The sequence below is a fragment of the Priestia sp. D3YE.R1 genome, assembly GCF_049199565.1.
Lineage (GTDB): Bacteria > Bacillota > Bacilli > Bacillales > Bacillaceae_H > Priestia > Priestia aryabhattai.
This window is the reverse complement of record NZ_JBLTHW010000001.1, coordinates 1,231,616-1,256,604: the sequence shown is the minus strand read 5'-3', so window position 1 is coordinate 1,256,604 and position 24,989 is coordinate 1,231,616. Positions and strand designations below refer to the sequence as shown.

The 24,989-nt window shown below is 34.0% G+C and carries 22 protein-coding genes and 2 pseudogenes; 8 read left to right on the top strand and 16 right to left on the bottom strand.

The window, feature by feature from the left end:
- Positions 1-125: 125 nt before the first annotated feature.
- From ACOZIR_RS06460 to ACOZIR_RS06450, 3 genes are all read right to left on the bottom strand, one after another.
- A complete protein-coding gene (locus ACOZIR_RS06460; RefSeq protein WP_045295207.1) occupies positions 126-1,046 on the bottom strand; it encodes a proline dehydrogenase family protein in 921 nt (306 codons plus the stop codon).
- Between the two features lie 70 nt (positions 1,047-1,116).
- Positions 1,117-2,682, bottom strand: coding sequence for an L-glutamate gamma-semialdehyde dehydrogenase (gene pruA, locus ACOZIR_RS06455; RefSeq protein ID WP_310878013.1), 1,566 nt, complete (start codon positions 2,680-2,682; stop codon positions 1,117-1,119).
- A 1,196-nt stretch (positions 2,683-3,878) separates the two neighbouring features.
- A complete protein-coding gene (locus tag ACOZIR_RS06450) occupies positions 3,879-4,211 on the bottom strand; it encodes a hypothetical protein (protein ID WP_045295211.1) in 333 nt (110 codons plus the stop codon).
- A 599-nt stretch (positions 4,212-4,810) separates the two neighbouring features.
- On the opposite strand from ACOZIR_RS06450, the gene ACOZIR_RS06445 reads away from it, so the two are divergent.
- The gene (locus tag ACOZIR_RS06445; protein ID WP_045295213.1) at positions 4,811-6,211 is read left to right on the top strand and encodes a sucrose-specific PTS transporter subunit IIBC; all 1,401 of its coding nucleotides are present in this window, start codon (positions 4,811-4,813) and stop codon (positions 6,209-6,211) included.
- 466 nt (positions 6,212-6,677) lie between these two features.
- Here ACOZIR_RS06445 and ACOZIR_RS06440 read toward each other — a convergent pair whose 3' ends face one another.
- A complete protein-coding gene (locus ACOZIR_RS06440) occupies positions 6,678-7,157 on the bottom strand; it encodes a site-2 protease family protein (protein ID WP_045295214.1) in 480 nt (159 codons plus the stop codon).
- Between the two features lie 536 nt (positions 7,158-7,693).
- Positions 7,694-7,966 carry a GlsB/YeaQ/YmgE family stress response membrane protein gene (locus tag ACOZIR_RS06435; protein WP_045295216.1) on the bottom strand — a complete coding sequence of 91 codons (273 nt, stop codon included), beginning with the start codon at positions 7,964-7,966 and terminating at the stop codon, positions 7,694-7,696.
- Between the two features lie 479 nt (positions 7,967-8,445).
- On the opposite strand from ACOZIR_RS06435, the gene ACOZIR_RS06430 reads away from it, so the two are divergent.
- From ACOZIR_RS06430 to ACOZIR_RS06420, 3 genes are read left to right on the top strand one after another with little or no spacing between them, the layout of a single operon-like run.
- Positions 8,446-9,987, top strand: coding sequence for a spore germination protein (locus tag ACOZIR_RS06430; protein ID WP_045295217.1), 1,542 nt, complete (start codon positions 8,446-8,448; stop codon positions 9,985-9,987).
- Positions 9,968-11,071, top strand: coding sequence for a GerAB/ArcD/ProY family transporter (locus ACOZIR_RS06425; protein ID WP_340141839.1), 1,104 nt, complete (start codon positions 9,968-9,970; stop codon positions 11,069-11,071). Before ACOZIR_RS06430 ends, ACOZIR_RS06425 begins: the two co-directional genes overlap by 20 nt.
- Positions 11,068-12,192, top strand: a complete 1,125-nt coding sequence (locus ACOZIR_RS06420) for a Ger(x)C family spore germination protein (protein WP_045295221.1) — start codon at positions 11,068-11,070, stop codon at positions 12,190-12,192. The genes ACOZIR_RS06425 and ACOZIR_RS06420 overlap by 4 nt, the downstream gene beginning before the upstream one ends.
- Positions 12,193-12,558: 366 nt before the next feature.
- Here the strand turns inward: ACOZIR_RS06420 and ACOZIR_RS06415 are convergent, their stop codons facing one another.
- The gene (locus ACOZIR_RS06415; RefSeq protein ID WP_045295223.1) at positions 12,559-12,792 is read right to left on the bottom strand and encodes a site-specific integrase; all 234 of its coding nucleotides are present in this window, start codon (positions 12,790-12,792) and stop codon (positions 12,559-12,561) included.
- A 657-nt stretch (positions 12,793-13,449) separates the two neighbouring features.
- On the opposite strand from ACOZIR_RS06415, the gene ACOZIR_RS06410 reads away from it, so the two are divergent.
- Positions 13,450-13,650 carry a cold-inducible protein YdjO-related protein gene (locus ACOZIR_RS06410; RefSeq protein ID WP_045295224.1) on the top strand — a complete coding sequence of 67 codons (201 nt, stop codon included), beginning with the start codon at positions 13,450-13,452 and terminating at the stop codon, positions 13,648-13,650.
- Positions 13,651-13,885: 235 nt separating this feature from the next.
- Here ACOZIR_RS06410 and ACOZIR_RS06405 read toward each other — a convergent pair whose 3' ends face one another.
- The 4 genes from ACOZIR_RS06405 to ACOZIR_RS06390 all read right to left on the bottom strand — a co-directional run bounded on the left by ACOZIR_RS06405 (position 13,886) and on the right by ACOZIR_RS06390 (position 17,219).
- Positions 13,886-14,086, bottom strand: coding sequence for a cold-shock protein (locus ACOZIR_RS06405; RefSeq protein ID WP_045295226.1), 201 nt, complete (start codon positions 14,084-14,086; stop codon positions 13,886-13,888).
- Between the two features lie 1,002 nt (positions 14,087-15,088).
- A complete protein-coding gene (locus tag ACOZIR_RS06400; protein WP_045295227.1) occupies positions 15,089-15,319 on the bottom strand; it encodes a hypothetical protein in 231 nt (76 codons plus the stop codon).
- A 73-nt stretch (positions 15,320-15,392) separates the two neighbouring features.
- The gene (locus ACOZIR_RS06395) at positions 15,393-16,574 is read right to left on the bottom strand and encodes an MFS transporter (RefSeq protein ID WP_237758595.1); all 1,182 of its coding nucleotides are present in this window, start codon (positions 16,572-16,574) and stop codon (positions 15,393-15,395) included.
- 366 nt (positions 16,575-16,940) lie between these two features.
- Positions 16,941-17,219 carry an ArsR/SmtB family transcription factor gene (locus tag ACOZIR_RS06390; RefSeq protein WP_045295230.1) on the bottom strand — a complete coding sequence of 93 codons (279 nt, stop codon included), beginning with the start codon at positions 17,217-17,219 and terminating at the stop codon, positions 16,941-16,943.
- A gap of 283 nt (positions 17,220-17,502) precedes the next feature.
- On the opposite strand from ACOZIR_RS06390, the gene ACOZIR_RS06385 reads away from it, so the two are divergent.
- A complete protein-coding gene (locus ACOZIR_RS06385) occupies positions 17,503-18,381 on the top strand; it encodes a LysR family transcriptional regulator (protein ID WP_045295232.1) in 879 nt (292 codons plus the stop codon).
- A gap of 179 nt (positions 18,382-18,560) precedes the next feature.
- Here the strand turns inward: ACOZIR_RS06385 and ACOZIR_RS06380 are convergent, their stop codons facing one another.
- The 3 genes from ACOZIR_RS06380 to ACOZIR_RS06370 form a co-directional block, all read right to left on the bottom strand.
- Complete coding sequence (locus ACOZIR_RS06380; RefSeq protein ID WP_045295234.1) at positions 18,561-18,980, bottom strand: MarR family winged helix-turn-helix transcriptional regulator; 420 nt, start codon at positions 18,978-18,980, stop codon at positions 18,561-18,563.
- 237 nt (positions 18,981-19,217) lie between these two features.
- Entirely contained in the window at positions 19,218-20,405 is a 1,188-nt protein-coding gene (locus tag ACOZIR_RS06375; RefSeq protein WP_045295235.1) for a CynX/NimT family MFS transporter, read from the bottom strand.
- Between the two features lie 437 nt (positions 20,406-20,842).
- Positions 20,843-21,334, bottom strand: coding sequence for a hypothetical protein (locus ACOZIR_RS06370; protein ID WP_052942424.1), 492 nt, complete (start codon positions 21,332-21,334; stop codon positions 20,843-20,845).
- A 386-nt stretch (positions 21,335-21,720) separates the two neighbouring features.
- Here ACOZIR_RS06370 and ACOZIR_RS06365 point away from each other — a divergent pair, with 386 nt between their 5' ends.
- Complete coding sequence (locus ACOZIR_RS06365) at positions 21,721-21,888, top strand: gamma-type small acid-soluble spore protein (RefSeq protein ID WP_033580113.1); 168 nt, start codon at positions 21,721-21,723, stop codon at positions 21,886-21,888.
- A gap of 72 nt (positions 21,889-21,960) precedes the next feature.
- Here ACOZIR_RS06365 and ACOZIR_RS06360 read toward each other — a convergent pair.
- Both ACOZIR_RS06360 and ACOZIR_RS06355 read right to left on the bottom strand, forming a co-directional pair.
- Positions 21,961-22,896: pseudogene (locus ACOZIR_RS06360) on the bottom strand (zinc-binding dehydrogenase); the annotation flags it as partial.
- 249 nt (positions 22,897-23,145) lie between these two features.
- Positions 23,146-23,436, bottom strand: a pseudogene (locus ACOZIR_RS06355) (isochorismatase family protein); the annotation flags it as partial.
- A 90-nt stretch (positions 23,437-23,526) separates the two neighbouring features.
- Here ACOZIR_RS06355 and ACOZIR_RS06350 point away from each other — a divergent pair.
- Entirely contained in the window at positions 23,527-24,153 is a 627-nt protein-coding gene (locus tag ACOZIR_RS06350; RefSeq protein WP_310878016.1) for a type 1 glutamine amidotransferase family protein, read from the top strand.
- Positions 24,154-24,415: 262 nt separating this feature from the next.
- Here ACOZIR_RS06350 and ACOZIR_RS06345 read toward each other — a convergent pair whose 3' ends face one another.
- On the bottom strand, positions 24,416-24,985 hold the full coding sequence (locus ACOZIR_RS06345; protein ID WP_310878017.1) for a GNAT family protein: 570 nt from the start codon (positions 24,983-24,985) through the stop codon (positions 24,416-24,418).
- Positions 24,986-24,989: the final 4 nt, after the last annotated feature.

The window sequence follows — 24,989 nt, the reverse complement described above, 5'->3', positions numbered from 1 at the left end:
AAGAAAATTTAATAGTGGAGTAGAGAAGAAAGTCATCAGAAAAAGCCTTTGCTCACATAACAAAGGCTCTTTAATTTTTTTGACAGAACCTCAAAGATATCTAAATATTATGAAAATTTAGATATTCATTTAGAAAAAAAGCCTTTTAGTGCAAATGCAACATTTTGTGGTCTTTCTGCCATACGACGCATAAAATATCCAAACCAGTCATTTCCAAAAGGGACATACACACGCATTTTATAGCCTTCTTTAGCTAAACTCAACTGCATATCGGTTCTAAATCCGTATAGCATTTGAAACTCAAATTGATTACGATTAATGTGATGTTTTTTAGCAAATTCTTTTACTTTTTCGATAATATTATGATCATGAGAGGCAATGGCTGTATAGCTTCCACTTAATAGATGTTCTTCAATAATTCTCATGTAATTATTGTCTATTTCCTTCTTTTCTTGATAAGCTACTGTAGGAGATTCTTGGTAAGCCCCTTTAACTAACCTAAGAGAAATGCCTTTTAAGTCTTTTACATCTTGCTCAGCTCGAAATAAATATGCTTGAATAACTGTACCTACGTTATCATAACCATATATTTGACGTAATTCTTTTAAGATATCTAATGTAATTTGGCAATGTGCATAGTCTTCCATATCAATTCGTACAAAATTATTATACTTTTTTGCTGTTTCAAGGATTCGACGCATGTTTTCCAAACAGAAATTTGAATCAATATCTAAACCAAGCTGGGTCATTTTAACGGATAGATTACACTTTACACCTGATTCCCCCATAGCTTCTAATGTACGCACGTTATACTGTGTTGCTTCTACAGCTTCTTCTCTACTGGATACAAATTCTCCTAAATGATCGAGAGTGCAAACTAACCCCTTTTGATTTAATTGATTTACTTTCTTGATGGCGCTCTCAATTGTGTCCCCCGCCACAACTTGGGAAGCTCCAAATTTAAGACCCCATTTTTTTGCAGCCTTATTTAGTACTCTGTTTTGAGAAACATGAAGAAAAACATTTTTTGAAACCTCTGCTAACATGAAAATCCCCCCTAAATATATGTACCTTTCTTTAAAACCGGGACAGCCTCGAAAAGCTGTCCCATTGTTTTTAAAGTGCTGTACTTGTTGTTTTTGCTTGCATGTGCAGGATTAAGTAATCCGGTCCTCCTGCTTTTGAATCAGTTCCAGACATGTTAAATCCACCAAACGGATGATACCCTACAATTGCACCTGTACAACCACGGTTGAAATAAAGATTACCTACATGAAATTCTTCTTTTGCTCTTTCAATATGAGCAGGTGTACTAGAAAGCAAGGCACCTGTCAAAGCATAGTCAGTATTATTTGCAATCTCCATCATATGATCGAAATCGCGTGCTTTACAGAAAGCTACTACTGGACCAAAAATCTCTTCTTGCATTAGGCGTGCTTTTTCATCGACATCTGCGAAGATTGTGGGCTGGATGAAGTAACCCTTAGAGTCATCTGCTTCTCCACCTGTCATCAAGCGACCCTCTTTCTTACCAATTTCAATATAAGATAATACTTTGTTATAAGAAGCCTCGTGACTAACAGGTCCCATATAAGTAGATACATCTTCTGGATTCCCTACTTTTAATGTTTTTGTTAATGCAACTGCTTTTTCAAGTACAATGTCATACACATCTTGATGAACCACAGCACGAGAACCAGCTGAACATTTTTGTCCTGAGAAGCCGAATGCAGAGTACACGATAGAAGATGCTGCTAAATCTAAATCTGCATCTTTATCAACAACCACTGTATCTTTTCCACCCATTTCAGCAATAACACGTTTTAACCATTTTTGACCTGGTTGTACTTTTGATGCTTTTTCATAAATACGGCAACCAACTTCACGAGAACCTGTGAATGAAACAAAACGTGTTTTAGGATGTTGAACTAAATAGTCGCCAATCTCAGGTGTAACGCCTGGAATAAAATTTAGTACTCCTTTAGGAAGCCCAGCTTCCTCCATTACTTCTACAAATTTCGCTGCTACGACAGGAGTTGCATCAGCAGGTTTTAATAAGATTGTGTTTCCCGTAACGATTGCTGCAGCTGCAGTTCCTGCCATAATAGCTAACGGAAAATTAAATGGAGAAATAATGATTCCTACACCAAGTGGGATATAATTAAATTTATTTTCTTCGCCTTCACGACTTTGTACAGGTACTCCGTCCTTTAACTTCAACATTTGGCGTGCATAAAACTCTAGAAAATCAATAGCTTCTGCTGTATCTGCATCAGCTTCATTCCAAGGCTTACCAGCTTCCTTAACTAAATAGCTTGAGAATTCATGTTTACGACGACGGATAATGTCAGCTGCACGGAATAAAATGTTTGCGCGTACTTCTGGATTTTCTTTTTTCCATGTATTGAATGTAGAAAGAGCTGTTTGCATAGCTTTTTCAGCTAATTCTTGATTCGTTTTAGACACTCGTCCAATAACCTCTACTTTATTTGCTGGGTTAATTGATACAATTTTTTCATCTGTTGTAATTAACTCATCACCAATAACTAGGGGATAATCTTTTCCAAGTTGGGAGTGTACAGTTTCTAAAGCTTTTTTGAATTCTTTTTTATTTTCTTCAAGCTTGAAGTCTGTAAAAGGCTCGTGTTTATATGCTTTGATTTCTGTAAGAGTTGTTGTCATTGTACTATTCTCTCCCTTAAAAGTTTTAATAGATTTCTAATTTTAAAATTGATGTGTTTCGTAGTACTGGCCAATACTATCTTCAAATTATCAATATTTATCAGATAACTGGTTCTAAAAGTTTAAAATAATGTATTAATTTATAATTTTTAGAACATTTTATCTTTATAAGAATGTATTATAAACACCTTTGATGGGTTTTGTACATATTTTTTTACGAAAGTGTTCATTTTTTTATTTTTGAACACTTTTGTTCATACGATAGAATGATTATATTACTTTTAAGGTTTTATGCAAATATATGGTTAGATAAACTGACATATTTTTTATATTTAATATTCAGGTATTCCAGAATGAGCTAATAGCTTTCCTAATTGACTATCCCTTTAAAAAACGCTGTCTAATTAAATTAAAACTTTATTTTGATAAAGTTCACCCTTGGACTCATTTGAAACTGTTACAAAACTATTTTCAAATATAATTACAAATAAGAAACTATGAATAAAATTATGTAATATCCTTGTTCCCATAGCTTTTAATAAATTAGATTACAGCAGAAAAGTGAACTTGATACGTTGATGAAGCTTTCACAGAGGATACGAACAATTCCACTGAATTAAAAACTATTGACACTACATTTACTAGCGTCATTATGATAGATAAGTCTTTAACTTACAAATGTTATCCAATCATGTAAATATGAAGTTATTTATAGTTTTTAAATTCCCCTAAAGGTAAAAATCACTATAAGATCATCTTCTAGTCAAGTAATTTGGAATAAGGAATATAGAAAGATTCCTTCACCCTAAATACTCTTTCAGTAAAATAATTGTCTTTGGAAATAAGAATGACAGCTATGTTTTAAACACCTTAGTTTTTAACGAGAATTAATCTTGGACTAACTACATTTATTTTTTATAGAAAAGATTTTAATTGGTTCCTAAAATCAAACTTATGGTAACTAAATTAGAAAAGAAAAAGCCTATATTTGTCGTAATCAATTCTAATTTCTCTCTTTGAACCATCTCTCAGAGTGAATACTCTAAACCAATCTTTCATGTAATCATATTTCCTTAAAAATGAAAAGAGCAACCATCATATACTGGCTGCTCTCTCCTAGCAAAAATGCACTCACACAAACGTGTATGTGAACGTATTAGTGTTATACTATATCCGTAATAAAAAAGGAATAATTTCTATTTACCTTGATACATTATTAATCGCTCTTTTGCTAAATTAATTAATTCCTTTAACTCTCTAACGGACTGTTTGTTATTACAATCACTTAATAAATCTATTGTGTCTTGCAAAAATTGTTCTCTTCTTTTTACTCTTTTATATTCAGCTCTATATTCTTCTGCCATCCTTGCTATTCGAGTAGAACCCTCACGAGGAGTCGCAACTTTTTCAAAATTTGAGGTACGAGGCTTTGTTCCTTTTTCATCAAACGTAGCATTGTCTGGATTCCTATTCCTCAATCCTGATTGACCCAAAATACTCCTTGCCGCCCGTTCTCTTCCAGTGGCCATTATCATTTCCCCTCTCTGCAATTGAGATTTGAAATAAACCGTCCTGTATAGATTCAATAACAGTAAAATAAATCCTTCTTTAAATATTTAGGTGCAGTTAAATAAAATCTTTGTTATTTTTTGAGTGGATAGGCAAGCTTACTGCAGTAGCTACATAGTATCTAAAGAATTGCGACTTCGTGACCTAATCAGTGGCTAATTCAGTAACGTTACCGCGTTAATACAAGCTTTATATGCGTAATTACGCACACTTCAAGTACCTTCTTTTTTATATAGCTATGTTTGTTTTTTAAGATCTGGAATTTAGAATCTCTGACTAACAAAAGAAAGCGTTGACATTTTCTTATTTCATAAACTATAATAAGCGAAAGAAACCGGTTCCAAGTTGACTTCTTACTTAACGAAATTGGCTCCTATGAAAGGAAACATTTAACTACATGTATGTTGTTTTTTTAGTTTTTTTGGAACCGGTTCCTATTTGTTCGGGCTATATCTTTTATAGATAGCAAGAAATATAGTCGCGATCGGATCACGAATGTTAGTTTTTTTCTTATTACAATTTCATTATATTATCATCACCAAAGGGGTGTTATCATCAAATGGAAAAGGGTTACAAAGACATAGCTAGCAAAGTAGTTGAGGCAATAGGTGGAAGGGAAAACATTTCATCATTTGCTCACTGTGCAACAAGATTGCGTATTATGGTACATGATCAAACAAAAGTAAATCAAGAAGCAGTCGAAAATATAGAGAAAGTAAAAGGTGCATTTTATAATTCAGGACAATACCAAATTATCTTTGGTACAGGAACTGTTAATAAAGTATATGAAGCAGTAAATGAGTTGGGTATTAAAGGCACGTCTACAGCTGAAGTAAAAGCAGAAGCTAAGAAACAAGGAAACGCTTTTCAACGAGCTATCCGAACCTTTGGTGACGTTTTCGTTCCAATTATTCCAGTTCTTGTTGCAACCGGATTATTTATGGGTTTACGTGGGGTACTAACTCAAGAAACAGTGTTAAATTGGTTGGGTTATACACCCAATGATATCCCTGAAAACTTTATAATGTTTACACAAGTTGTCACAGATACAGCTTTTGCATTCTTACCAGCATTAATTGCATGGTCAGCCTTTAAAGTATTTGGTGGAAGCCCTGTTCTAGGAATTGTCTTGGGATTAATGTTAGTAAATCCAGCACTTCCAAACGCATATGCAGTAGGTTCAGGAGACGCACATCCTATTCACTTCTTTGGATTTATTCCAGTTGTAGGGTATCAGGGTTCTGTTTTACCAGCTTTCTTTGTAGGTCTTATAGGAGCAAAATTAGAGCGTTGGATTCGTAAAAAAGTGCCCGATTCAATTGATTTAATACTCACGCCATTTCTAACATTATTAATCATGATTACATTAGGTCTCTTCGCTATCGGACCAGTCTTTCATTCATTAGAAAACGTAATTCTAACAAGCACAAAAGCAATTTTAGATTTACCGTTTGGTTTAGCTGGTATTATTATTGGTGGCCTACAACAAGTTGTTGTAATTACTGGCGTTCATCATATATTTAATTTACTTGAAATTCAATTATTAGCTGATACAAAATTTAATCCATTCAATCCATTAATTACTAGCGCAATCGTAGCTCAAGGGGCTGCAACGCTAGCAGTTGGATTGAAATCTAAAAATAAAAAAGTGAAAGCATTAGCATTCCCATCAGCATTTTCAGCCTTTTTAGGAATTACAGAACCGGCTATATTTGGAGTAAATCTAAGGTTCTTTAAACCCTTTATAATGGGCCTTATAGGAGGAGCAGTAGGGGGATTCTTAGCCTCGATTTTTCATCTAAAAGCAACAGGAATGTCTGTTACAGCTATTCCAGGATTATTATTGTACTTGAATAATCAGATTTTTATCTATATTTTCGTTAATTTGATTGCCTTTGCTGTATCATTTATTCTGACATGGCTGTTTGGTTATAACGACAAGATGCTTAAGAATCGGTAATTATATATAAATTATAAATTGTAATTAATAAACTACAATGAATGACATTAGAAAAAGCCTTATATCTAAATCCAGTATAAGGCCTTTTTAGCAAAGCTTAATCATTGATGTTGTAGAAAAAGAGAAGATTAAAGTCCTTCTCTTTTTTATATAATTTTATTTACTTATTTTTAAAATCTGAAATATACAATCCTTCACGCTGCCACTGCTGCTCATTATGTTCTACTTTAGACGGTATATGTTACCTTTCTCGCAGGGTATATAATGACATTTCCATCACACAAATGACCTTCTACCTGACAGGAGTAGAAGGTTTTTTGTTATCAATTATTATCAACATCAATACTGATTACTGAATTAACTACATTATTTAAAGTAGTTTTATTTTTACTGTCTAACTTATTGCACAAACGAAATAATATGTAGCTTTGTTGATCTTTCAATCTCTATCATTATTTCAGCCTTATTAATCAGGGTTACATGTTATTTTTCCATACCTCAATGCATCATAAATAGCACGTCCATCGCTTGAAGTTGTTTCTGTAAATTTAATAGGCAGTAGCGAGAAGACAATATAATAAACAGAAAAATAGACAAATTGGTAAGAAAAGAGACTTGCTGAAAGGATGTCATCCATAACTAAACCATTTATAAGGAAAATAGAAGCTAAATTAGCAATGGCACCTCCAGCATAGACACAAGCATGGGTAAATCGGTTGTCGTATTTTAGTTTTTCATATACACAAAAAGAATCCAAAAAGTAAACAGATTTTATTTTAATTTTCTTCCATTTAAAAATCGTTTTTCCTTTTCCAATGGTAAAATCCACTCTCCCTCCGAAAAAGATCGCCATGATAGAATGACCTAATTGGTGAACAAGAGACACAAGTGGTAGTACAAGTAAGAAAGAAAACAAGAACTTAGGCATATCACTGAATCCAAACATACTTCCATCTCCTTTACCATGAAATGATTTAATAAATCGTTGGCTTATTAAAGTAGATAAAATCTATTTAATAATGGACAGACTTTTCTCAACAGAGGTTGTGCCTTTTTAATCATATGTACAATCATCTGTTTGGCACCATGAAAGGCCTTTAGTCGGAGACTAGGACCAACCGGTTTTTAATAAAGCAGTAGGTAAAGTGATCAATAATCTTTCAACAGGGCCTATTAAGAAGAATATCTTCACTTTATTTTCAAACATTTTCCATAACAATAAACGACCCTATGTATCGTAAACAAAGTTACTAAGGTCGCTTATGTTATATTCTGATTTATTATTCTTTACTCTTTTTCTTTATAATAAAATATTTGGTTTGTCATTAAGTTTCTAACAGAATTTCGTTATCATGATTAATTTGATCGAACAAATAAGTAAGGTAAGAATCTAATTCAAATTGATTATCTTCAACAAAGTCGTCTAACACAAATTCACTTTCTTCTCTCATTTTTAATCACTCCAATTTATTTTTTAATTTATTATGCATGATAACCATGATTCTTTTTTTGTCCCATTTTTCTTAGAATAAAACTTACAATTAATACCAATACGATTGATCCAATAATGGCGGGGATGATCGCAAAGCCACCAATGACTGGTCCCCAACTTCCTAAGATCAGACTACCTAACCAAGAGCCAATAAAACCTGCGATAATATTGCCGATAATACCTCCAGGAACATCACGTCCTGTAAGTAAACTAGCGAGCCAGCCGATAATTCCACCTACAATTAGCGTCCATAGAATTCCCATAAATCATTCTCTCCTTTTAAAATAGTTAGTTGACTTTACCCTCCACTAAAATCCATTAATCCTGTTATTTTTTTCCTTGCTGAAGTTTTTCTTCAAATGGAATAGGGTTATATAGCTATGCTACTGCTTTATTTTATTCTTTTAGACACCTTCCAAACAGCCAATTTGATCACTGGACTCAGCTATCCTATCTAAAAAGTAAGTGCCCCAGAATTGTCTATACAACATAGCATAGCCATAGATTATTGAGCATTCATTCAACTTATTTTTAACATAGTTTCGAATGTAAAAGTTATATAGTTATACAGCTTTCAGGCTAATGTAATTAAACTTACAGATAAACAATTTTAATTCACTTGACAATCTCCCTGACATTACAAAAGATACGTAAAAGAAAGTTAAATCACTGGAATCTTTTACATACATCGATAATTAGTGGGGAAAATATCCTTAAATAAAAACATAGGAGCTTAGATTTAATGAAGTTCATTAAAAAATTATTAAAGTATAACAAGGATAAAAATGAAAATAATCCTTCAAAAAAAAGAGAAAAAGTCTCTAACCATGCTTTCTCAACAATTAAAGAGAATATCTCCACAATAAATCAAATTTTTTCAAATACAGAGGATTTAGTTATAAAAAGTTTAGAGATAAAGACTGTACAGGGCGTCATTATTTATCTTGAAACAATGGTAGATAAGGAAAAGATACAAAAATACGTTTTGAATCCTTGTTTACAATCACCCTTGGAACCAATCTCGGATATGCTCGGTGCTAACTTCCAGTCTGCCACTGTTTTTAATCAGGTTGAGGCTGCGCTTTTAGAAGGTTCTTGTGTTCTGAGTTTAGACGGTTATGCAAAGCTGTTTATTGTTGATGTCTCTCTATCAAAAGAACGTTCTATTACAGAACCGGAGAACGAAAAAGTTGTTCAAGGATCTCATGATGGGTTTATTGAAACCCTTTTGACCAACCTTCACTTACTTAGAAAAACAGTGCAAAGTCCTAATCTATCCGTGAAGTATCTTCCTACTGGTACACAAGTGAAATCTAAAATAGCACTTGTTTATTTAAATAACCTTGTTAATGAAGAAATAATTCATGAATGTGAATATAGGATAAAATCCATATCGATGGATAACGTTGTAAATATTGGATTTTTGGAAGAATTAATAGAAGATTCTACACTATCACCTTTTCCTCAACTATTAAATACAGAAAGAGTAGATCGTGTGGCAGGACATTTAAATGAAGGCAGAGTTGCTGTCTTAATGGAAGGAAGCCCAACTGCTTTACTTTTTCCGGTTACCTTTTTTGCTTTTTATCAGTCACCAGACGATTATAGTTCTCGGTGGATAATTGGGACGTTTATACGTGCTATTCGACATGCTAGTTTTTTGATTTCGATTATATTGCCAGCTTTTTATATTGCTGTTATCGCCTTTCACTTTGAAGTATTGCCTGATGAGCTTGTAAACCCTGTTGGAAGTTCAATTAATAAAATCCCCTTTCCCCCATTGATTGAAGCGTTAATTATGGAATTAACCATTGAATTAATTCGAGAGGCTGGAATACGCCTTCCCTCAAGAATTGGTCAAACCATTGGTATAGTTGGAGGGCTGGTTATTGGGGACGCCGTCGTTCAGGCAGGGCTTATCTCAACTACAATGATTGTTGTTGTCGCTCTAACTGCTATTTCTTCTTTTTGTGTTCCATCCCATGGAATGAGTGACGCGGTCCGGTTATTACGCTTTCCTTTTATGTTTCTCGCTGCCTCATTTGGATTTGTTGGAATTGTCTTTGGATATATTGTTCTTTTAGCTCATTTATGTAAGTTAGAATCTTTTGGTACGCCCTACTTTGCTCCATTTGCTCCACTTAGAATAAAAGATATTAAAGATACTTTTTTACGATTGCCCATTTGGAAATTAAAAACACGACCATTAGATTCACATCCTAAACATATTAAACAACAAGATCCTTTAAGGGGATGGAACTACAATGATACGAAAAGAAAATAGAATTTCAAATACACAATTGTTTTTTATCATTATTCAAGCTCAAATTGGAGTTGGTATTTTATCACTACCTCATGACGTATCACTAATATCAAAAAACGATGGATGGATATCAACTTTAATTGCAGGGGCAATGGTGCAAGTCATTATTCTGGTTTTGTGGGGTCTTGGCAGAAAATTTCCGTCTTTAACTATTTACGAAATAATCCCTCGTTTAATAGGAAAAAGGTTAGGAAAAATTATTGTTTTCTTTTATGCCATTTACTTTATTGTTACAGGAAGTCTAGTTTTATCTCGTTTCATTCAAGTAATTGATACGTGGATTCTACAGAGGACACCAAATTGGATATTAATTCTTTTAACGTTAGGAGTTTGCGTGTATCTTGTAAAAGATACTTTAAGAAGCATTGCTCGTTTTTATGTACTTGTTACACCATTATTAATTATCCTATTTGGTTTAGTTACATATGCACTGAAAGATGCTAATTTTCTATACATCTTTCCTATCGGTCAATCCGGTATACCAAATATAGTAAAGGGCTCTAAAGAAGCTATATTTTCAATGTTAGGATTTGAGTTTATGCTTTTTCTCTATCCATATGTAAAAGCAACTGATGGACGTAAACTTGTTGCGGTTTCAAGTGCTAACCTTTTCGTAACGCTGTTTTATACGTATATGGTGTTTGCTAGTCTAATCTTTTTTGAAACTAGGCAAGATCTCTATCTTACTCCCCAGCCTTTGTTGTATATGATTAAATCCTATTCCTTTCAGATTGTTGAACGAATTGATTTGTTTTTCTTATCCATTTGGGTTATATCTGTTGTTACATCTATCGCAAGCTGGATTTTTCTTGCCTCTAATGGTTTCAAATACTTTTTTGGACGTGCCAGTCACGCTAGGTTTCTTCCATGTACTGCGGGGATTGTTTTCATAATCGCTCTTCTTCCTAGAAATGAAACTGATCTTCAGAAATTTAATAATATTTTAGAACCAGCACACTTAGGATTTATCGTGGTCATACCATTATTTCTATTCTTATTTTCGTTTTTCTTTGCTAAAAAAAGGTCCGGAGATCACAGTGTATGAAGATTAAAAGGTTAGTTACAATCAGTATATGCATATTGCTAACAACAGGGTGCTGGGATCAAAATTTGATGAAAAATGCCATCCTAATACAAACTATAACTTTTGATCGCACTGACGATGATAAATTTTTATTTGGAATTGCAATACCTGATATTTATAGCAACTTATTGACATCAGGACAAGAGACTCAAGCTAGTAATAGTCAAACTCTGTCTACAATTGCAAATACGCCTAGAGAAGGACGTATGAAATTAAATACAGAAATACCTGGTAATTTAGATGCTTCGAAAAATAAGCTTATATTATTCGGTGAACAATTTGCAAAAGGTGATATTTATCCATCTTTAGATGTAATTTGGCGTGATCCACGTAGTTCTATGAGTGCTAAATTGGCAGTAGTAAAAGGAGCTGCAGTAGATATACTCCGTGTTAAACCTAAATTAGAATCAAGTATTAGTCAAAACATCTTAAATTTAATACAAAGTACTGAAACAAATACCATCATTCCTGACGAAACCATACAGTCTCTTGCTTCAGAGATACTTGATCCAGGTGAAGACATTGTTCTTCCTTTATTAAAAATAGGCCATAATGGTACGGCTATTGATGTGGAAGGCCTAGCATTATTTAATGACAGAAAATTAGCAGGAACTCTATCTCGAGAAGAATCCACACTTTTTCTTTTACTAAATAATAAGAGAGGAAAATATGCGCGTTTTACAAAAAACATAAATGATAATAAGTCCAAGATGACAAATTTTATTTCTCTGAATGTTGATAATATGAGACGTAAACTAGATGTTTCAGTAAATAATGACGGAGACGTTTCTGTAAATCTAAACCTACGCTTAGATTTAGCAGTAGAAGAATTCCCTATAGGAAATGTACCTAAGAAACTTAATCAACTAAATGAAGAACTCTCAAAAAGCTTCACTAGTGAAGCAGGAGAAGTAATCCACAAATTGCAAGGAGCTAATTGTGATGCGTTTGGCATCGGAAGACGACTAATTGCTTTTCATCATGGATTCTGGTTAAAAAAGGATAAAGAAAGCTATTTTAAAAACGTAAAGTTTAAATCCAAAGTAGAAGTAGAGATTGTCCGGTATGGCATTGTTAAATAAATTAACAAAATTGAGAGAATACCGATGTAACACTTAGTTGAATTCGTTCTTTTGATAATAAGCCTCTTAAATAGGGGGCTTATTTATATTCATACCAGAAGTCAAAAAAGAAAACATATTATGTAATCATCTACCGATCTCTTACTGCAGTAAGGGTTCTTTGTTATTTTTCGATTGGACAGGCAAGCATACTGCAGTAGCTACATATTATCTAAAGAATCTTAACTTCATTATCTAATTAGTAGCTAGTTCAGTATCGCTACCATTAAGTATTTTTTGCACCAGAACCATAAAAACAGCTATAAAATGGCTTGTTATTATTTTAATCCAAATATTTCTGTTAGTATTCTGTTTTAACACCTACCATTAAAAATCTTGTTCCTTCCACAACAATCCAATTTCTTGTTCTCGCTGCAAGACTTTCTCCAAATAACGTTCCGTTGTTTTACGGTCACTATGTCCAAGCTCTTTTTGAATTAGAAAAATATCAGCTCCCTGCTGCCTACTATAAATCGCATAAAAATGACGAAAATAATGAGGCGTAATCCTGTCATTCCGTTCTTTTACAAAAGGTAATTCTGTTCGTTCAATGATACGCACAATATAATTACTTAAGTTTTTATATTGATAATACCATCTTTAGTTGGAAATAATGGACCTTGATCATTTGAATTTAATGCTGTACTGACATGACGTCGTTCTCGAAAAGCGAGAATTCGTTCATATAGCGATGGATGAAGTAACTTATCAAATTTCTTTCCACCCTTTCCTACTTCTCTTAGTCGATAATGGACACTTAAGGTGATATGCATTCATGACGTATTACGGGTACTATACAGGATCTCTGTTCGTGAGAGGAATTAGAACGTTTAAAAGAAGAATATATTCTACTTGATCTCGACGACATGAAAGTACTAATGAAAGAAAACATTTTACTTTTAGAAAAAGTAATGAAGATATTGTGTAAGAATAAAGTGTATTAAATTGAGCAAACTACTCTAACTTCTAAACAATAAAACCCCCCACAAGAAAACGCAAAGGTATTAGTACACTTTGTATTTCCATTGTATGTTACACATCACACTAACAGCTATTCATCAAATATTGATTGTTGTGTCTTAATATCCAAACTCCTCCTTTTCACTCTTATTTTCAAATACGAGATCGATGCTAGTGAAATATGAACGAAATAAAAGATATAAAGTATTTATGCTCTCTTTATAAGGTATACTTCTAAAGAGAGGAGCAGTGATTAATATGTATTATAGTAAGAGAAATGAAGAACCTCCGATTCAAGAGGAAACAGAAATTTGGGAATGTACAGTAGAAGAGTGTAAAGGCTGGATGAGGAAAGACTTCTCTTACGATAGTCATCAGAAATGTCCTTTGTGTAAAAGTCAGATGGAAGCTAAAAAACGGCTTATTGATAAAATCCCCCGTAATCCGCATAGAAGATAATACAAACCTATGCTTTCTTAAAGATTAAACACTATCTATCCATAAAAAAGTCTTGGTTCATGTTTGCTTTCTATTTCTATTGTATGTTATAACTAGTTAACCTTGTATCAATCGTCTTGTCTAAAACCCAGGCTTTTTCAAAGCCTGGGTTTTCTATTGAACCAATAGTATGCTAATTATGAGACCATAACAAAAAAGACTCCTTCATAGGAATCTTTTTTGTTATCGCTTTTGATTATGCTTTGTGAACGTTAGCAGCTTGTGCTCCGCGTTGACCTTGCTCAATATCAAAAGTAACTTTTTGACCTTCTTCTAATGATTTGAAACCTTCACCTTGAATAGCACTGAAATGAACGAATACATCGTCTCCGCCTTCAACTTCGATGAAACCGAAACCTTTGTCTGCGTTAAACCATTTTACTGTACCTTGTGTCATAATGTTGCCTCCTGCTGTGGAATACTCCACAAATGTATTACTAATCTTGCCCAAACATACTATTTCAAGATAAAAACTTCTCATTAGGGTTTTTTCTTTTCTCAATATACCGAACAAAAATAAGTTATCTGTAGTGTAACACATAGTAGGATTGATAGCAAATAAGGAAAATAGCCCCTTCAACAAGTTCTAACTACTCATCTTTCCCCTACCAAGACTTATGATAGGCATATGTAGCATAGCTTATGAATGCTCGAGCATATTGAATATGTGTATATCTCCATTTATTATAGCTATTCATAATCATTCATTATTTAATCTTTCTTATAAATAAAGGATATATGTAATCCAAAAAACACCTGTTAGCTTTATTGAATTATAAAGTGGCTATTGGGATATTCTATATAGGGAAGAAGGAAAACAAGTTATTGATTACAACTAATCATTACAAAGCTTCTTACATTTGGGATGAGGTGTCTACAGCAGGCATATTTCAGAAAACCTTATTGTAAATCGATGTATGTTTGATTCATAAGGGGATGGTAGTCATGAACGTAGTAAGAATATATATAATGGGTAGACAATAATATTCATTTATCATTATACAAATGAGGTGTTTGTCCCAGACCAAGAACGATTTCGTTCACATTGTATATTTTTTAGCTCAATGCTTAAATGAGGTGTTTGTTAAAGAGAATATACTTTTTCAAGTTACTGTTTCATTAGGCAACGGAATTACGTAAATGAGGTGTTCCTTAAAGATCATATGCTGCATTAAAAGCTGATTTTTCCTTCTTCACATGACGGGATGCATAATCGTTTGCATCTCGTTTTTGTTATACATAATATCTAAGGTATACTTGTTTATTTGTATGTAAGGCTTCCATTAAGGTGTACAGAGTTCTCTACATAGGTTTTCTTTAAGTGTATCCGTACCCTGTTAATCGGTAATCATCACCGTAATCTACTGTGACAGACACCTCTTTTTTCTTCTCTTTACCATTAGCATATCCGTGGACTAATGTGGACTAATACTGTACTTAAATCTTCTCCATCTGAAAATTTAACATCTTTGAGAACAAACTCAATGTCTTCTTCGTCTTTCATATACGTAGCCGCTACTGCTGAAGCGAGTTTACTAATTTCCTTCTTATCCATTTCAACGGATGGTTTATGAAGGAACAAAATGAGGTTAAGCGGTTTAATCGATGTTCGCTTTGTATAGTGATTCAAAACAAAAAATAGCCAACGTAAAAAGCCACTTGTACAAAACAAGTGGCCTTTTGCTACTTTAGATATGAAACTTTTATTTTTCTATACAAAGATTGCTCTGAGCTTGTTTAGTCTGTTTTCGTTTAGATAGAACGTTGTCACCAACAATTACTACGACAGAAATGGCAAGAGCAAAAGCCCCAATCCAAGGAATATAATTCAATAAACCATTTTTGACAGCAATACCACCGATACCGGCTCCAGCTGCCATTCCAAGTTGTCCAGCAGCACTGTGTAAGCTAAGCACAATACTTGCTGCAGCAGGAGCAAGGCTTATAAGCTGAAATTGTATTGGCGCTCCGGAAGACCAAGCTGAAAGCGCCCAGAAAATAAGCAATACATAGAAAAGAAAAGCTAATTGACCGATAAACGGGAATAGCAGTAGTGCAATAGCATGGAGTAATATTCCTCCAGTTAATGTACGAAATGCCCCCCACTTATCTGTACTAAAACCTCCTAATTTGGATCCAATAGCGCTAGCAATACCAAATATAAAGAGAGCTGTAGTTACCCCTTGATTGCTCATTCCGAATGTATTTAAGAAATACGGTGAAATGTACGTAAATACAATGGAATATGAACCTAACCATAGAAACGTGATGAGCAAGTATGCTGAGATCCGTGGTTTCATAAGAAATTTAAACTGCTCACGCAAAGGTACAGGTTCTTCAGCAACTGTTTTTGGTATAGTAAACGACGCTAAGGCGGAGAAAAGTAATCCTACTAAACCAAGCCCAATGAATATTACATTCCAATCATAATGCGAAGCCACAACTCTTCCTATAGGTACACCTACAACTAAAGCAGTACTTTGCCCCGTAACAACTGTAGCAATCGCACCTCCCTGCTTTCCTGGAGCTGCTAAAACTGCAGCAAGGGTTAGAAGCGTAACTTGAATAACGCCGGCACTAAGCGCAGAGATGATTCTAGCTGCCATTAGCATTTCATAACCTGTTATAATCGCAATAAGAATATTGATGACAGAGAAAACGGTTAAAGCATAGACGAGAAGCTTTTTTCGTTCTAGTCGAGCAGTCATAGCAATTAGAAAAGGTGTCCCTGCTCCAAAAGCTACTGAGAACACAGTAATTAGCTGTCCTGCAGATGAAACTGAAATGTTATTGGCCTCAGCAATTCTGTCTAAGATTCCGGCAATAACATATTCTGATGTACCATTAAGAAAACTAATGGCAGCTAACAAATAAATTTTCCACATATTTGACAAAATAAATCACACCTTTTGTTTTTGTATTTCGGTATTTCCAGAAATACAGATTTAATTTCGTAAATTAACCGAGCGTTTGAAAAATTAACTTTAAAGAGCTGATCTTTGCGCGTAGACAAACTGACCTTTACAGTTTCTTGAAACATGTTTTATAAAGGTAACACACCATGAATTTAACGCGCTTATGATAACGATAGATGATTTGCTTTAGCCTTTTTATCTAAAGTACCAGTAATGGATATACTCAGAATTTAGATGAGGATACCTATTAAGCACTTTAGCCATAATCCAGACAAGAAAAATCATACCTCTTATTTCTATATTTCCTTAAGTATAGAAATATAGAAATAAGAGAAATTACCCCATCACATATGGAGCATACTTTCCAATTAACTCACGGTCTAGGCTGTAATATATATATGTTCCTTCTTTGTAAGTACTCAGAAGTCCGCAATCAGTTAATTGTTTTAAGTGATGGGATAAAGTTGATCCAGCAATTGATTCAAGTTTTGTCCCAATATCCGAACAACATAAATTTGCTTCATTAGCAAGCAAACGAGCAATTTTTAATCGTGTTGGTTCACCGAGTGCTTTATATATTTTTATCGCTTGCTGTAACTTCGAGTTATTCTCCATTGTTAGCACCCCGCTTTCCTAAATCAATTAGATACATCATATGAGTACAAGCTAACATTACAGTAGCAAATACACTATTGAGATCTCATTTGCTAAAGCCAAGTGCACTTTAAAAATAAAATCCTCAAAACAGTACTATAAGCCCAAATGAAAATAATTTATTGCCATTGCTAATCCTAATTATCTTCGGTTAATTTCTTGAAGTTTAATTCTCTTTCATGATACATTGGATTCTATTACAAATGAAATGCATATTAATTATATAGGAGATAACAAAATTGATATGAACAAATCACAAATTGAACTTATTGTCCGGATATCAGAAACAGGAAGTTTTACAAAAGCCGGTGAAGAACTACATATGACACAACCTGCGGTAAGTCGTGCTGTAGCAACAATTGAATCGCAACTAGGAACAAAGTTAATCAAGAGAGATAAGAAGAACGGATTATCTTTTACAGATGTAGGAGAGCGCATATTAATTACTTTTAGAACAATCCTGAGTGAATTACAAAAAGTAGATGAATTAATTGTGGCAGAACAGGGGTTAGAAATTGGGAAGGTACACATTGGCGCTTACCGAACTGCTTGTACTAGGTTTATTCCTAAGATCATACGTACAATGGAAAGTCAGTATCCTGGTATAGAAATCAAGCTTTCGGAAGGTAGTGTAGATCAAGTAAAAGAGTGGTTACGTTCCAAATGCATTGATGTAGGAATTATTATTCCTCCTGATAAAGATTTTGATACCGTACCTTTAATTAAAGATCAACTGATCGTACTTATGCACTCAAGCCATCCTTTATCTCAGAAAGAAACAATAAGTATTCCTGACCTACAAGGTGAAGATATACTAATTGGAAAATGCGGTTATGAGGTACAGATTCATGCTTTATTCAACGAGTATAACTTGACTCCTAAAGTACGGTTTGAAATGGATTATATAGAGACAGGATTAAGTATGATACAAGAAGGGTTAGGAATTACCATTACAACGAAACAAAATATTTGGTGGTTGCCAGACCAAGTCGTTTTTCGTGAATTAAAACCAGATACGTTTAGAGATATCAATATAGCAGTGCTAGATATGAAAGATACATCCAAAGCAACAGATGCCTTTATTCAAACAGCTCTCACTCTTTTTGCTCAAGAAGATGCTTAAATAGCACTTAAAGAAACATGTGTTGCTATTTAGTGCATATAAAAAAGACAGCCGGTTGATTCAAAAAGTGGCTGTCTTTTTTATTTCTACTCTTTTTAATCGTTGTTAATCAAACAAAAGAATGATGGAAGAATCAGTATAGGATCCTGATTAGAGAAAGGAATATTCAGTAACACGGCTTATTGTATACTATTATATACCTTGTTTAATAATGTCTTTAGTTGAGTATTTTCTTCATCACTTAATTGACGCGTGACGAAGAGGTGAGCGTCTTTAACTAAAGGTGAAAGAGTTTTCTTCAACTCTTCTCCCTTTTCTGTAAGAAATAGATAGTGTAAGCGACGATCTCGTTCACTGTACATTCTTTTTATGAGTTCTTTTTCTTCCATCGCATAAATCATTTCCACAATAGTTGTTTGTTTCTTATCAATTGCTTCTGCTAGTTCTGTTTGGGTTATCCCTTTTTGAGAGTCTAGAACACTAATGATGCTCCATCGTACTGGAGTCATGCCATAAGGTTTGAGCTTTTTCTTGAAATAATTCATTGCTCTTACATCTGTACGATGAATAAGATGGCTTGTTAAATCATGTAAATCCATAACGTCACCTCAGAAAGATAGAAAAATATGTCTTAAGCTAATAATCGAGTCATATAAGTCCTTATTAGTAGGCGATACCCACGCGTGATTCTATATAATCGCTACTATTTATCTGACCAAATGTATTCATGGGACCAAACCTCCTCTTGCACACAGTAATATCACTCTATACTTTAAAAGTTGTTATATCCGCTTTTTCAAAAGTTAAAATAAAAACCACGATTTACTTCGTGGTTTTTATTTCACAGGTAGACCCTCTGCTTTACCCCTAGCTGGTTTGGTAATTTTCCACCCTAATAAGATGGCAATGAATCCTATAATTATAAGAAGATATAATGTTGGAACGAAACTTCCTAGATAATCATGCAGAAGTCCAATTATGAATGGGCCGACTGCACCGATCATATATCCAATTGCTTGAGTCATTGCCGACCAAGTACTTGCTTCCATAGGGGAAGATGCCATATCTAATGGTAACAACAAAGTTAGCGACACAAGACCACCGGCACCAACTCCTAAACATATACTTGAAACAATAGGTGTTACGTTTGTAAAACATAAAAGGGATAAACCAATTATTATACTTAAGGTAAAGGTTGTAATCCAAAACCTTCTGCTCGGTAGCACTTTTAAAAGACTAGGTAATAAAAAAGTAGCTGGTAGCTGTGCAATCATAGCGATTGTACCTACAAGACCACCAAATGCTGGCGTCCACCCTTTTTCCTCTACAATGGCTGGCAGCCATGCTGCAAAACAATAAAATAGAAGAGTTACAATCCCTACAAAAGAAGTTAATAGCCAGGCTTTTTTATTTTTTAATGGTAAAGAAGCCTTAGTCTTTTGTGAAAAATTACTCGCAGGAATACGAGATTGTTTTATTACCATAAGCCAAAGTGGAACAGCGAGTAGAGCAAGAATACTCCAAAATGCTAATCCATTTTTCCATGAATGATTGAACCAGTGTTGAAGTGGTGTCGTTAGCCCAATAGAAATAGATGCACCCACTACCATTGAAGTAGAGTATATGCCTATCATCGATGCTGCCTTGTCTGGAAAATGACTTTTAATGAAACCAGAAAGCAAAGGGCTTACAACACCAATCCCTGCACCAATTAATAAAGCCGTTATTAACAGGTAAATTGAGGAATTTGTAAAGGCTCTTAGAAACGTTGCAATACCTATGCAAGTTATAGCGAAAGTAATCATCTTCTCTGGCTGATAGCGATTTGCTAAACGACCAGCAAATAACGAACAAAAACCAAAACATACCAAAGGAATGGAAGTGAGCAAACTAGCTAAAGTAGAACTCATACCTAGATCCTTCGTTATTCCATGCAATACTGGGCTAACTGAAGTTAGACCCGGCCTAAGATTAAATGCAGCTAGTATAAGTGCAAATAGAAACAATTTATTACGATTGACCATACTAATTACCTCCGGTTGATTTCTTGAAACTTAATCCTCTTCTATGGTACATTAGGCTTCGTTATAAATAAAATGCATATTAATTATATGGTATATAACAAAAATGATATGAACAAATCACAAATTCAACTTATTGTTCAGATATCGGAAACAGGAAGTTTTACAAAAGGCGGTGAAGAACTACATATGACACAGCCTTAAGTATGGTACAAGGAGGATTATGAATTACGATTACAACGAAAAGAAACTACTTGTCACTGCCAGAACAAGTAGTTTCTCGAGAGTTAAAGCCGAACACGTTCAGAAAAATTAATATAGCAGTGCTAGGAAAGGTACATCAAAAGAAACGGATGCCTTTATCCAAACGGCTCGTACCCTGTGTACTGATGAAGATGCTTAGATATTTTTATCACTTACCTAATAAAGGAATGCTCCTATTAATGCTCCCCATTATCTGACTTTATCTCTAGTTTCTTCGACATTATAAACTCACTCATATGTTGAAAACCATATAACAGGAGTTGTCTAACAGTCAAAATGGTTACATACTGAAAAGGATTAATTTTCTTAAGCTTAAAGATGCTGTCCTTTTTTAATTTAGGTACAACTACAAATGTAAATGTAGTATGAATCATAAAGTTTACAGCTATATACAGAGGCAATTTACGGTATGTGGATTTAAGCACCCACATAGATACAGTAAAAAAGGGCCCCCATGTCCACACATCTTCACCAGGAACTTTCGGATGTATGCTTTGTTTAAAAGACCAAAAATTCTTTCTCTTAGCATAAGAATTAAGGTATTTAGTTACCATACAAATAGCAATGGACGCTGGAAGAAAACGTTTAAAATCTTTGCCTTTCATAAATGAAAAGCTGGACCAACAAGTCATAACTAACAGTATTAAAAATAGTCTATTCTTTTTCATGATTTTATACACCTCTCTGTTTTAAGGTGTACATCTATTCTAAAATTACACAACGAATTATCTTAAGAGGATGCTGCCTAAGAATTATAATATATAATCGCTAAAAATTTGAACAAACTATTGATGATGTTTTCTTGTACATGTTACCTGATAGACCAACTTGCTGAGAGTGACAGCAGGTTGGTCTATTTTTCAACTCCAAAGCGTAATTGCCTCAAGGAAATTTAAATCAACGTAATGTTGATTACTCTAGCTTTTAAATACGTTCTGTTGCCTCATAGTGGCATGACCAATACTTCCTGAAATTCTCAATTTTTTCTTACCAGGTACTTCGAAGGATACTGTCTGTCCACTTGGATATATTAATTCTTGTGGAGGTGATAGTAATGGAAAACAAATACTCTAACAAGACAGCTTCAGGAACAGATGTACAACATGTGAAGCAAAAGAATGCTCAAGCATCTTCTGGCAAATACGGTACGGAATTTGCTAGTGAGACTGACGTACAACACGTTAAACGTCAAAACGCTCAGGCAAACAAAAATCAAAAATAATGTTAAAAGGGTTCTTTCATGCTCGTTGAAAGAACCCTTTGTGATACAAAGTTATTCTTCGGGAAGTAATAAAATTTCCCCCTCAGAAATTGCCTTAAGCATATCTTTAAACTCTGCTTTCGTTCCCAACACAGATCCATACATTGTAATATGTTTTAGATACAATGTTCTAAAATCAAAATTTTTATGCTGACCACCAGCAGAACCTGAAATGCAAAATTCCCCTCCGTTTTTTAGAACTTGAAGAGATATGGAAAACAAAGCATCTCCCACAACATCTAGAACGGAATCGACCGGACTTCCGTTCAGTTCTAAAATGTCTTCTGAAAGAGTATCAGATTTATATGATACTACGTGTGGGGCTCCTAATTCCTTAATTCTTTCTTGATTTTCTAAGTCCCCCGTGACTGCAATAACTTTAGCACCAAAGACTTTAGAGGCAATCTGTACATTTAATAATCCCACACCACCATTTGCTCCAGTTACTATAACTGTCTCACCTGGTTGAGCTTGAATTTGTTTGACCATGTGCCAAGCAGTTAACCCACTTACCGAAAAAACAGCACTTTCTGAATAGCTTGATAGGGGCATGTCAAAGCAAAGTTCAGCAGGCCAAACCACATATTCAGCATAACCACCATCGTATTCTGAACTTATAAAGGACATATCATCACATCAGCAATATGTTCGTACCCTTCTTCTCCACTAGATATAAAAGGGAATGACACAACATCTTTTCCCACTATAGACTCTTCTACTAACTTCCCTGCTTTTACTATTTCCCGTTATATCAGATCCTGGTGTACGTGGAAACTGGACTCCTTCCGGTCGCCATCCAGATTTTGAATCAGTACCGTAAGCACCCTCTCTCATCCAAATTTCTGTATTGTTAATAGCACAGGCCTTTACTTTTATAAGAACTTCATTTTCTTTCGGTTCAGGTATAGGAATTTCCACTAGGCTTAATTTACTTACGTCTCCATACCCCTTTACTTGTACAGCTTTCACAGAACAGTCACCTTCTTTTTTACGAATATAGTTTTTAATATATTTCATACGGCTGCTTATAATTTAGAAAAAAGCATGCATATTTCATTGTGCGCTCTTCTCTCTATTATCATAAAGTTTGGAATCAGTATACTTTTACGGACTTTTCTTTTTAATTCTGTTTCACAATGTCAAAAACCACTGGATCATTAAATTTAGAGGTATTATGTTAACTAATTTTGTAGAAGATATACAGTTAAAATAAAGATCTTATGATTGTATTGCTTCAGTCAAATTTAACTTTTTGATCAATTCTTCAGTTGTTAAAATTTTGGCAAACTGATTATCTAAAGTTGCTAATGACACAGTATGTATTTGTTTAGCTGGATAATATGCATTATCTGCTCCTTTTATTGCAAATGCAGCTGTGGCATCTGATACGAGATACGTTTCAAATCCTAAATTATCACTCATTCGAGTAACAGTTGATACACAATGTGGAGTTGTTAATCCTACTGTTACGACTTTTTCTATTTTGTTTTCTTTCAAATGATTCTCAATCCCCCTTTTTTTCTGAATATTTTAACATTTTTATAGATATATGTCTTTAAAATGGTATAATATAGAGAACGTCAGTTCGGGAGGTTTAATATGCAAACCAAAAAAGTTTATATGTATGTATTTAATACAATGTCAGACTGGGAGTATGGATATTTAATTGCTGAACTAAATTCAGGAAGATATTTTAGGCAAGGTTTAGCCCCTTTAAAAGTAATGACGGTAGGAGTTAATAAAGAAATTATTAAAACAATGGGGGGGCTGAGTATACAGCCGGATATTTCTCTTGATGAGTGCACTCTTCTGGATAAAGATCTTTTAATTCTACCGGGAGGAACTACATGGAGTGAGGAGATTCATCAACCTATATTGAAAAAAGTTGGGGAAGTTTTAGAGCTTGGTACTATTGTAGCTGCAATTTGTGGTGCTACTGATGCCCTTGCAAATAGTGGATACTTAGATTCTAGAAAGCATACGCTTAATAACTTAGAATATACAAAAATGGTCTGTCCTAATTATAAAGGGGAGAAGTTGTATGAGATTGGACCTGTAGTATCCGATAATAACATGATTACTGCTTCAGGAGTAGCACCTCTAGAATTCGCGAGGGACGTATTAAAAAAATTAGATGTATTTGCATCAAATACATTAGATTCATGGTATAGCTTAAATAAAACTCAGAAGTCCGAATACTTTTTTCAGTTAATGAGCTCAATATAGATTCCTAATTATATACAAGGTGGATTACAATAATTTTCTTTTTTATTTTTGTATACGTAAAAATAGATAAAAAAAATGATTAAAAACAGCTTTTGTCTACCCTCCTTAAACCCCAGATAATCAAAATATCTGAGGTTTTTTATTATAAAGGTTTTAATGTTTACATTAGATAACGACAAATACATAGCTTTTCTACAAATTGCCTATATCTTAGATTACTAAATATTAATGGATTTATACTAATTCTGTTTATCTAGATGAATTAAGGAGATACTTTTTCCTCAGGTTCATTAAAAGAAGTATTTTTTATCCACTCTTTTTTCAATAATGCATACTGAAGAGTATTTTCATACTTAGGTTTTCCATCTTCGTATTTAGTAAACGAAATAAACTCAACAAAACGTCCTTCTTTACGCATCCCTAATTTTTCACATAGTTTTTGTGATTTGTAGTTATCCTCCTCAACGTATGCATAGACTCTTCTTGCACCCTTTTGAGTAAACAGATACTTAAGGAACGTCTTCACACTCTCGCTTGCATACCCTTTCCCCTCATATTGATCATTAAAGTGCCAACCAATGGAATAAGTATCTGGATCTTCCTTTAAGTAGAATATTTCTCCTATTAGATAATCACTGCCTTTTAAGCAGACTGCAAAAAAAGAGTCATCTTTTTTTCTTTTTTGAATTTTCAAAGCAGCTTCTTCTATTGTGCGAACTTTGTCTTCAAGAAAGCAGCTTACCCTTGGATTAGCCAAGTATTCCAAAAGAGCGTGAGAGTCTGCTTTAGAAAAATTTCTCAATATTAATCGATCAGTTTCAATCTTTTTCATTAAA

What these genes read in the sequence shown, in the direction of transcription:
- ACOZIR_RS06460 (WP_045295207.1), bottom strand. Translation starts at nt 1,046, where the DNA reads ATGTTAGCAGAGGTTTCAAAAAATGTTTTTCTTCATGTTTCTCAAAAC.
- pruA (WP_310878013.1), bottom strand. Translation starts at nt 2,682, where the DNA reads ATGACAACAACTCTTACAGAAATCAAAGCATATAAACACGAGCCTTTT.
- ACOZIR_RS06450 (WP_045295211.1), bottom strand. Translation starts at nt 4,211, where the DNA reads ATGGCCACTGGAAGAGAACGGGCGGCAAGGAGTATTTTGGGTCAATCA.
- ACOZIR_RS06445 (WP_045295213.1), top strand. Translation starts at nt 4,811, where the DNA reads ATGGAAAAGGGTTACAAAGACATAGCTAGCAAAGTAGTTGAGGCAATA.
- ACOZIR_RS06440 (WP_045295214.1), bottom strand. Translation starts at nt 7,157, where the DNA reads ATGTTTGGATTCAGTGATATGCCTAAGTTCTTGTTTTCTTTCTTACTT.
- ACOZIR_RS06435 (WP_045295216.1), bottom strand. Translation starts at nt 7,966, where the DNA reads ATGGGAATTCTATGGACGCTAATTGTAGGTGGAATTATCGGCTGGCTC.
- ACOZIR_RS06430 (WP_045295217.1), top strand. Translation starts at nt 8,446, where the DNA reads ATGAAGTTCATTAAAAAATTATTAAAGTATAACAAGGATAAAAATGAA.
- ACOZIR_RS06425 (WP_340141839.1), top strand. Translation starts at nt 9,968, where the DNA reads ATGATACGAAAAGAAAATAGAATTTCAAATACACAATTGTTTTTTATC.
- ACOZIR_RS06420 (WP_045295221.1), top strand. Translation starts at nt 11,068, where the DNA reads ATGAAGATTAAAAGGTTAGTTACAATCAGTATATGCATATTGCTAACA.
- ACOZIR_RS06410 (WP_045295224.1), top strand. Translation starts at nt 13,450, where the DNA reads ATGTATTATAGTAAGAGAAATGAAGAACCTCCGATTCAAGAGGAAACA.
- ACOZIR_RS06405 (WP_045295226.1), bottom strand. Translation starts at nt 14,086, where the DNA reads ATGACACAAGGTACAGTAAAATGGTTTAACGCAGACAAAGGTTTCGGT.
- ACOZIR_RS06395 (WP_237758595.1), bottom strand. Translation starts at nt 16,574, where the DNA reads ATGTGGAAAATTTATTTGTTAGCTGCCATTAGTTTTCTTAATGGTACA.
- ACOZIR_RS06390 (WP_045295230.1), bottom strand. Translation starts at nt 17,219, where the DNA reads ATGGAGAATAACTCGAAGTTACAGCAAGCGATAAAAATATATAAAGCA.
- ACOZIR_RS06385 (WP_045295232.1), top strand. Translation starts at nt 17,503, where the DNA reads ATGAACAAATCACAAATTGAACTTATTGTCCGGATATCAGAAACAGGA.
- ACOZIR_RS06380 (WP_045295234.1), bottom strand. Translation starts at nt 18,980, where the DNA reads ATGGATTTACATGATTTAACAAGCCATCTTATTCATCGTACAGATGTA.
- ACOZIR_RS06375 (WP_045295235.1), bottom strand. Translation starts at nt 20,405, where the DNA reads ATGGTCAATCGTAATAAATTGTTTCTATTTGCACTTATACTAGCTGCA.
- ACOZIR_RS06370 (WP_052942424.1), bottom strand. Translation starts at nt 21,334, where the DNA reads ATGAAAAAGAATAGACTATTTTTAATACTGTTAGTTATGACTTGTTGG.
- ACOZIR_RS06365 (WP_033580113.1), top strand. Translation starts at nt 21,721, where the DNA reads ATGGAAAACAAATACTCTAACAAGACAGCTTCAGGAACAGATGTACAA.
- ACOZIR_RS06350 (WP_310878016.1), top strand. Translation starts at nt 23,527, where the DNA reads ATGCAAACCAAAAAAGTTTATATGTATGTATTTAATACAATGTCAGAC.
- ACOZIR_RS06345 (WP_310878017.1), bottom strand. Translation starts at nt 24,985, where the DNA reads ATGAAAAAGATTGAAACTGATCGATTAATATTGAGAAATTTTTCTAAA.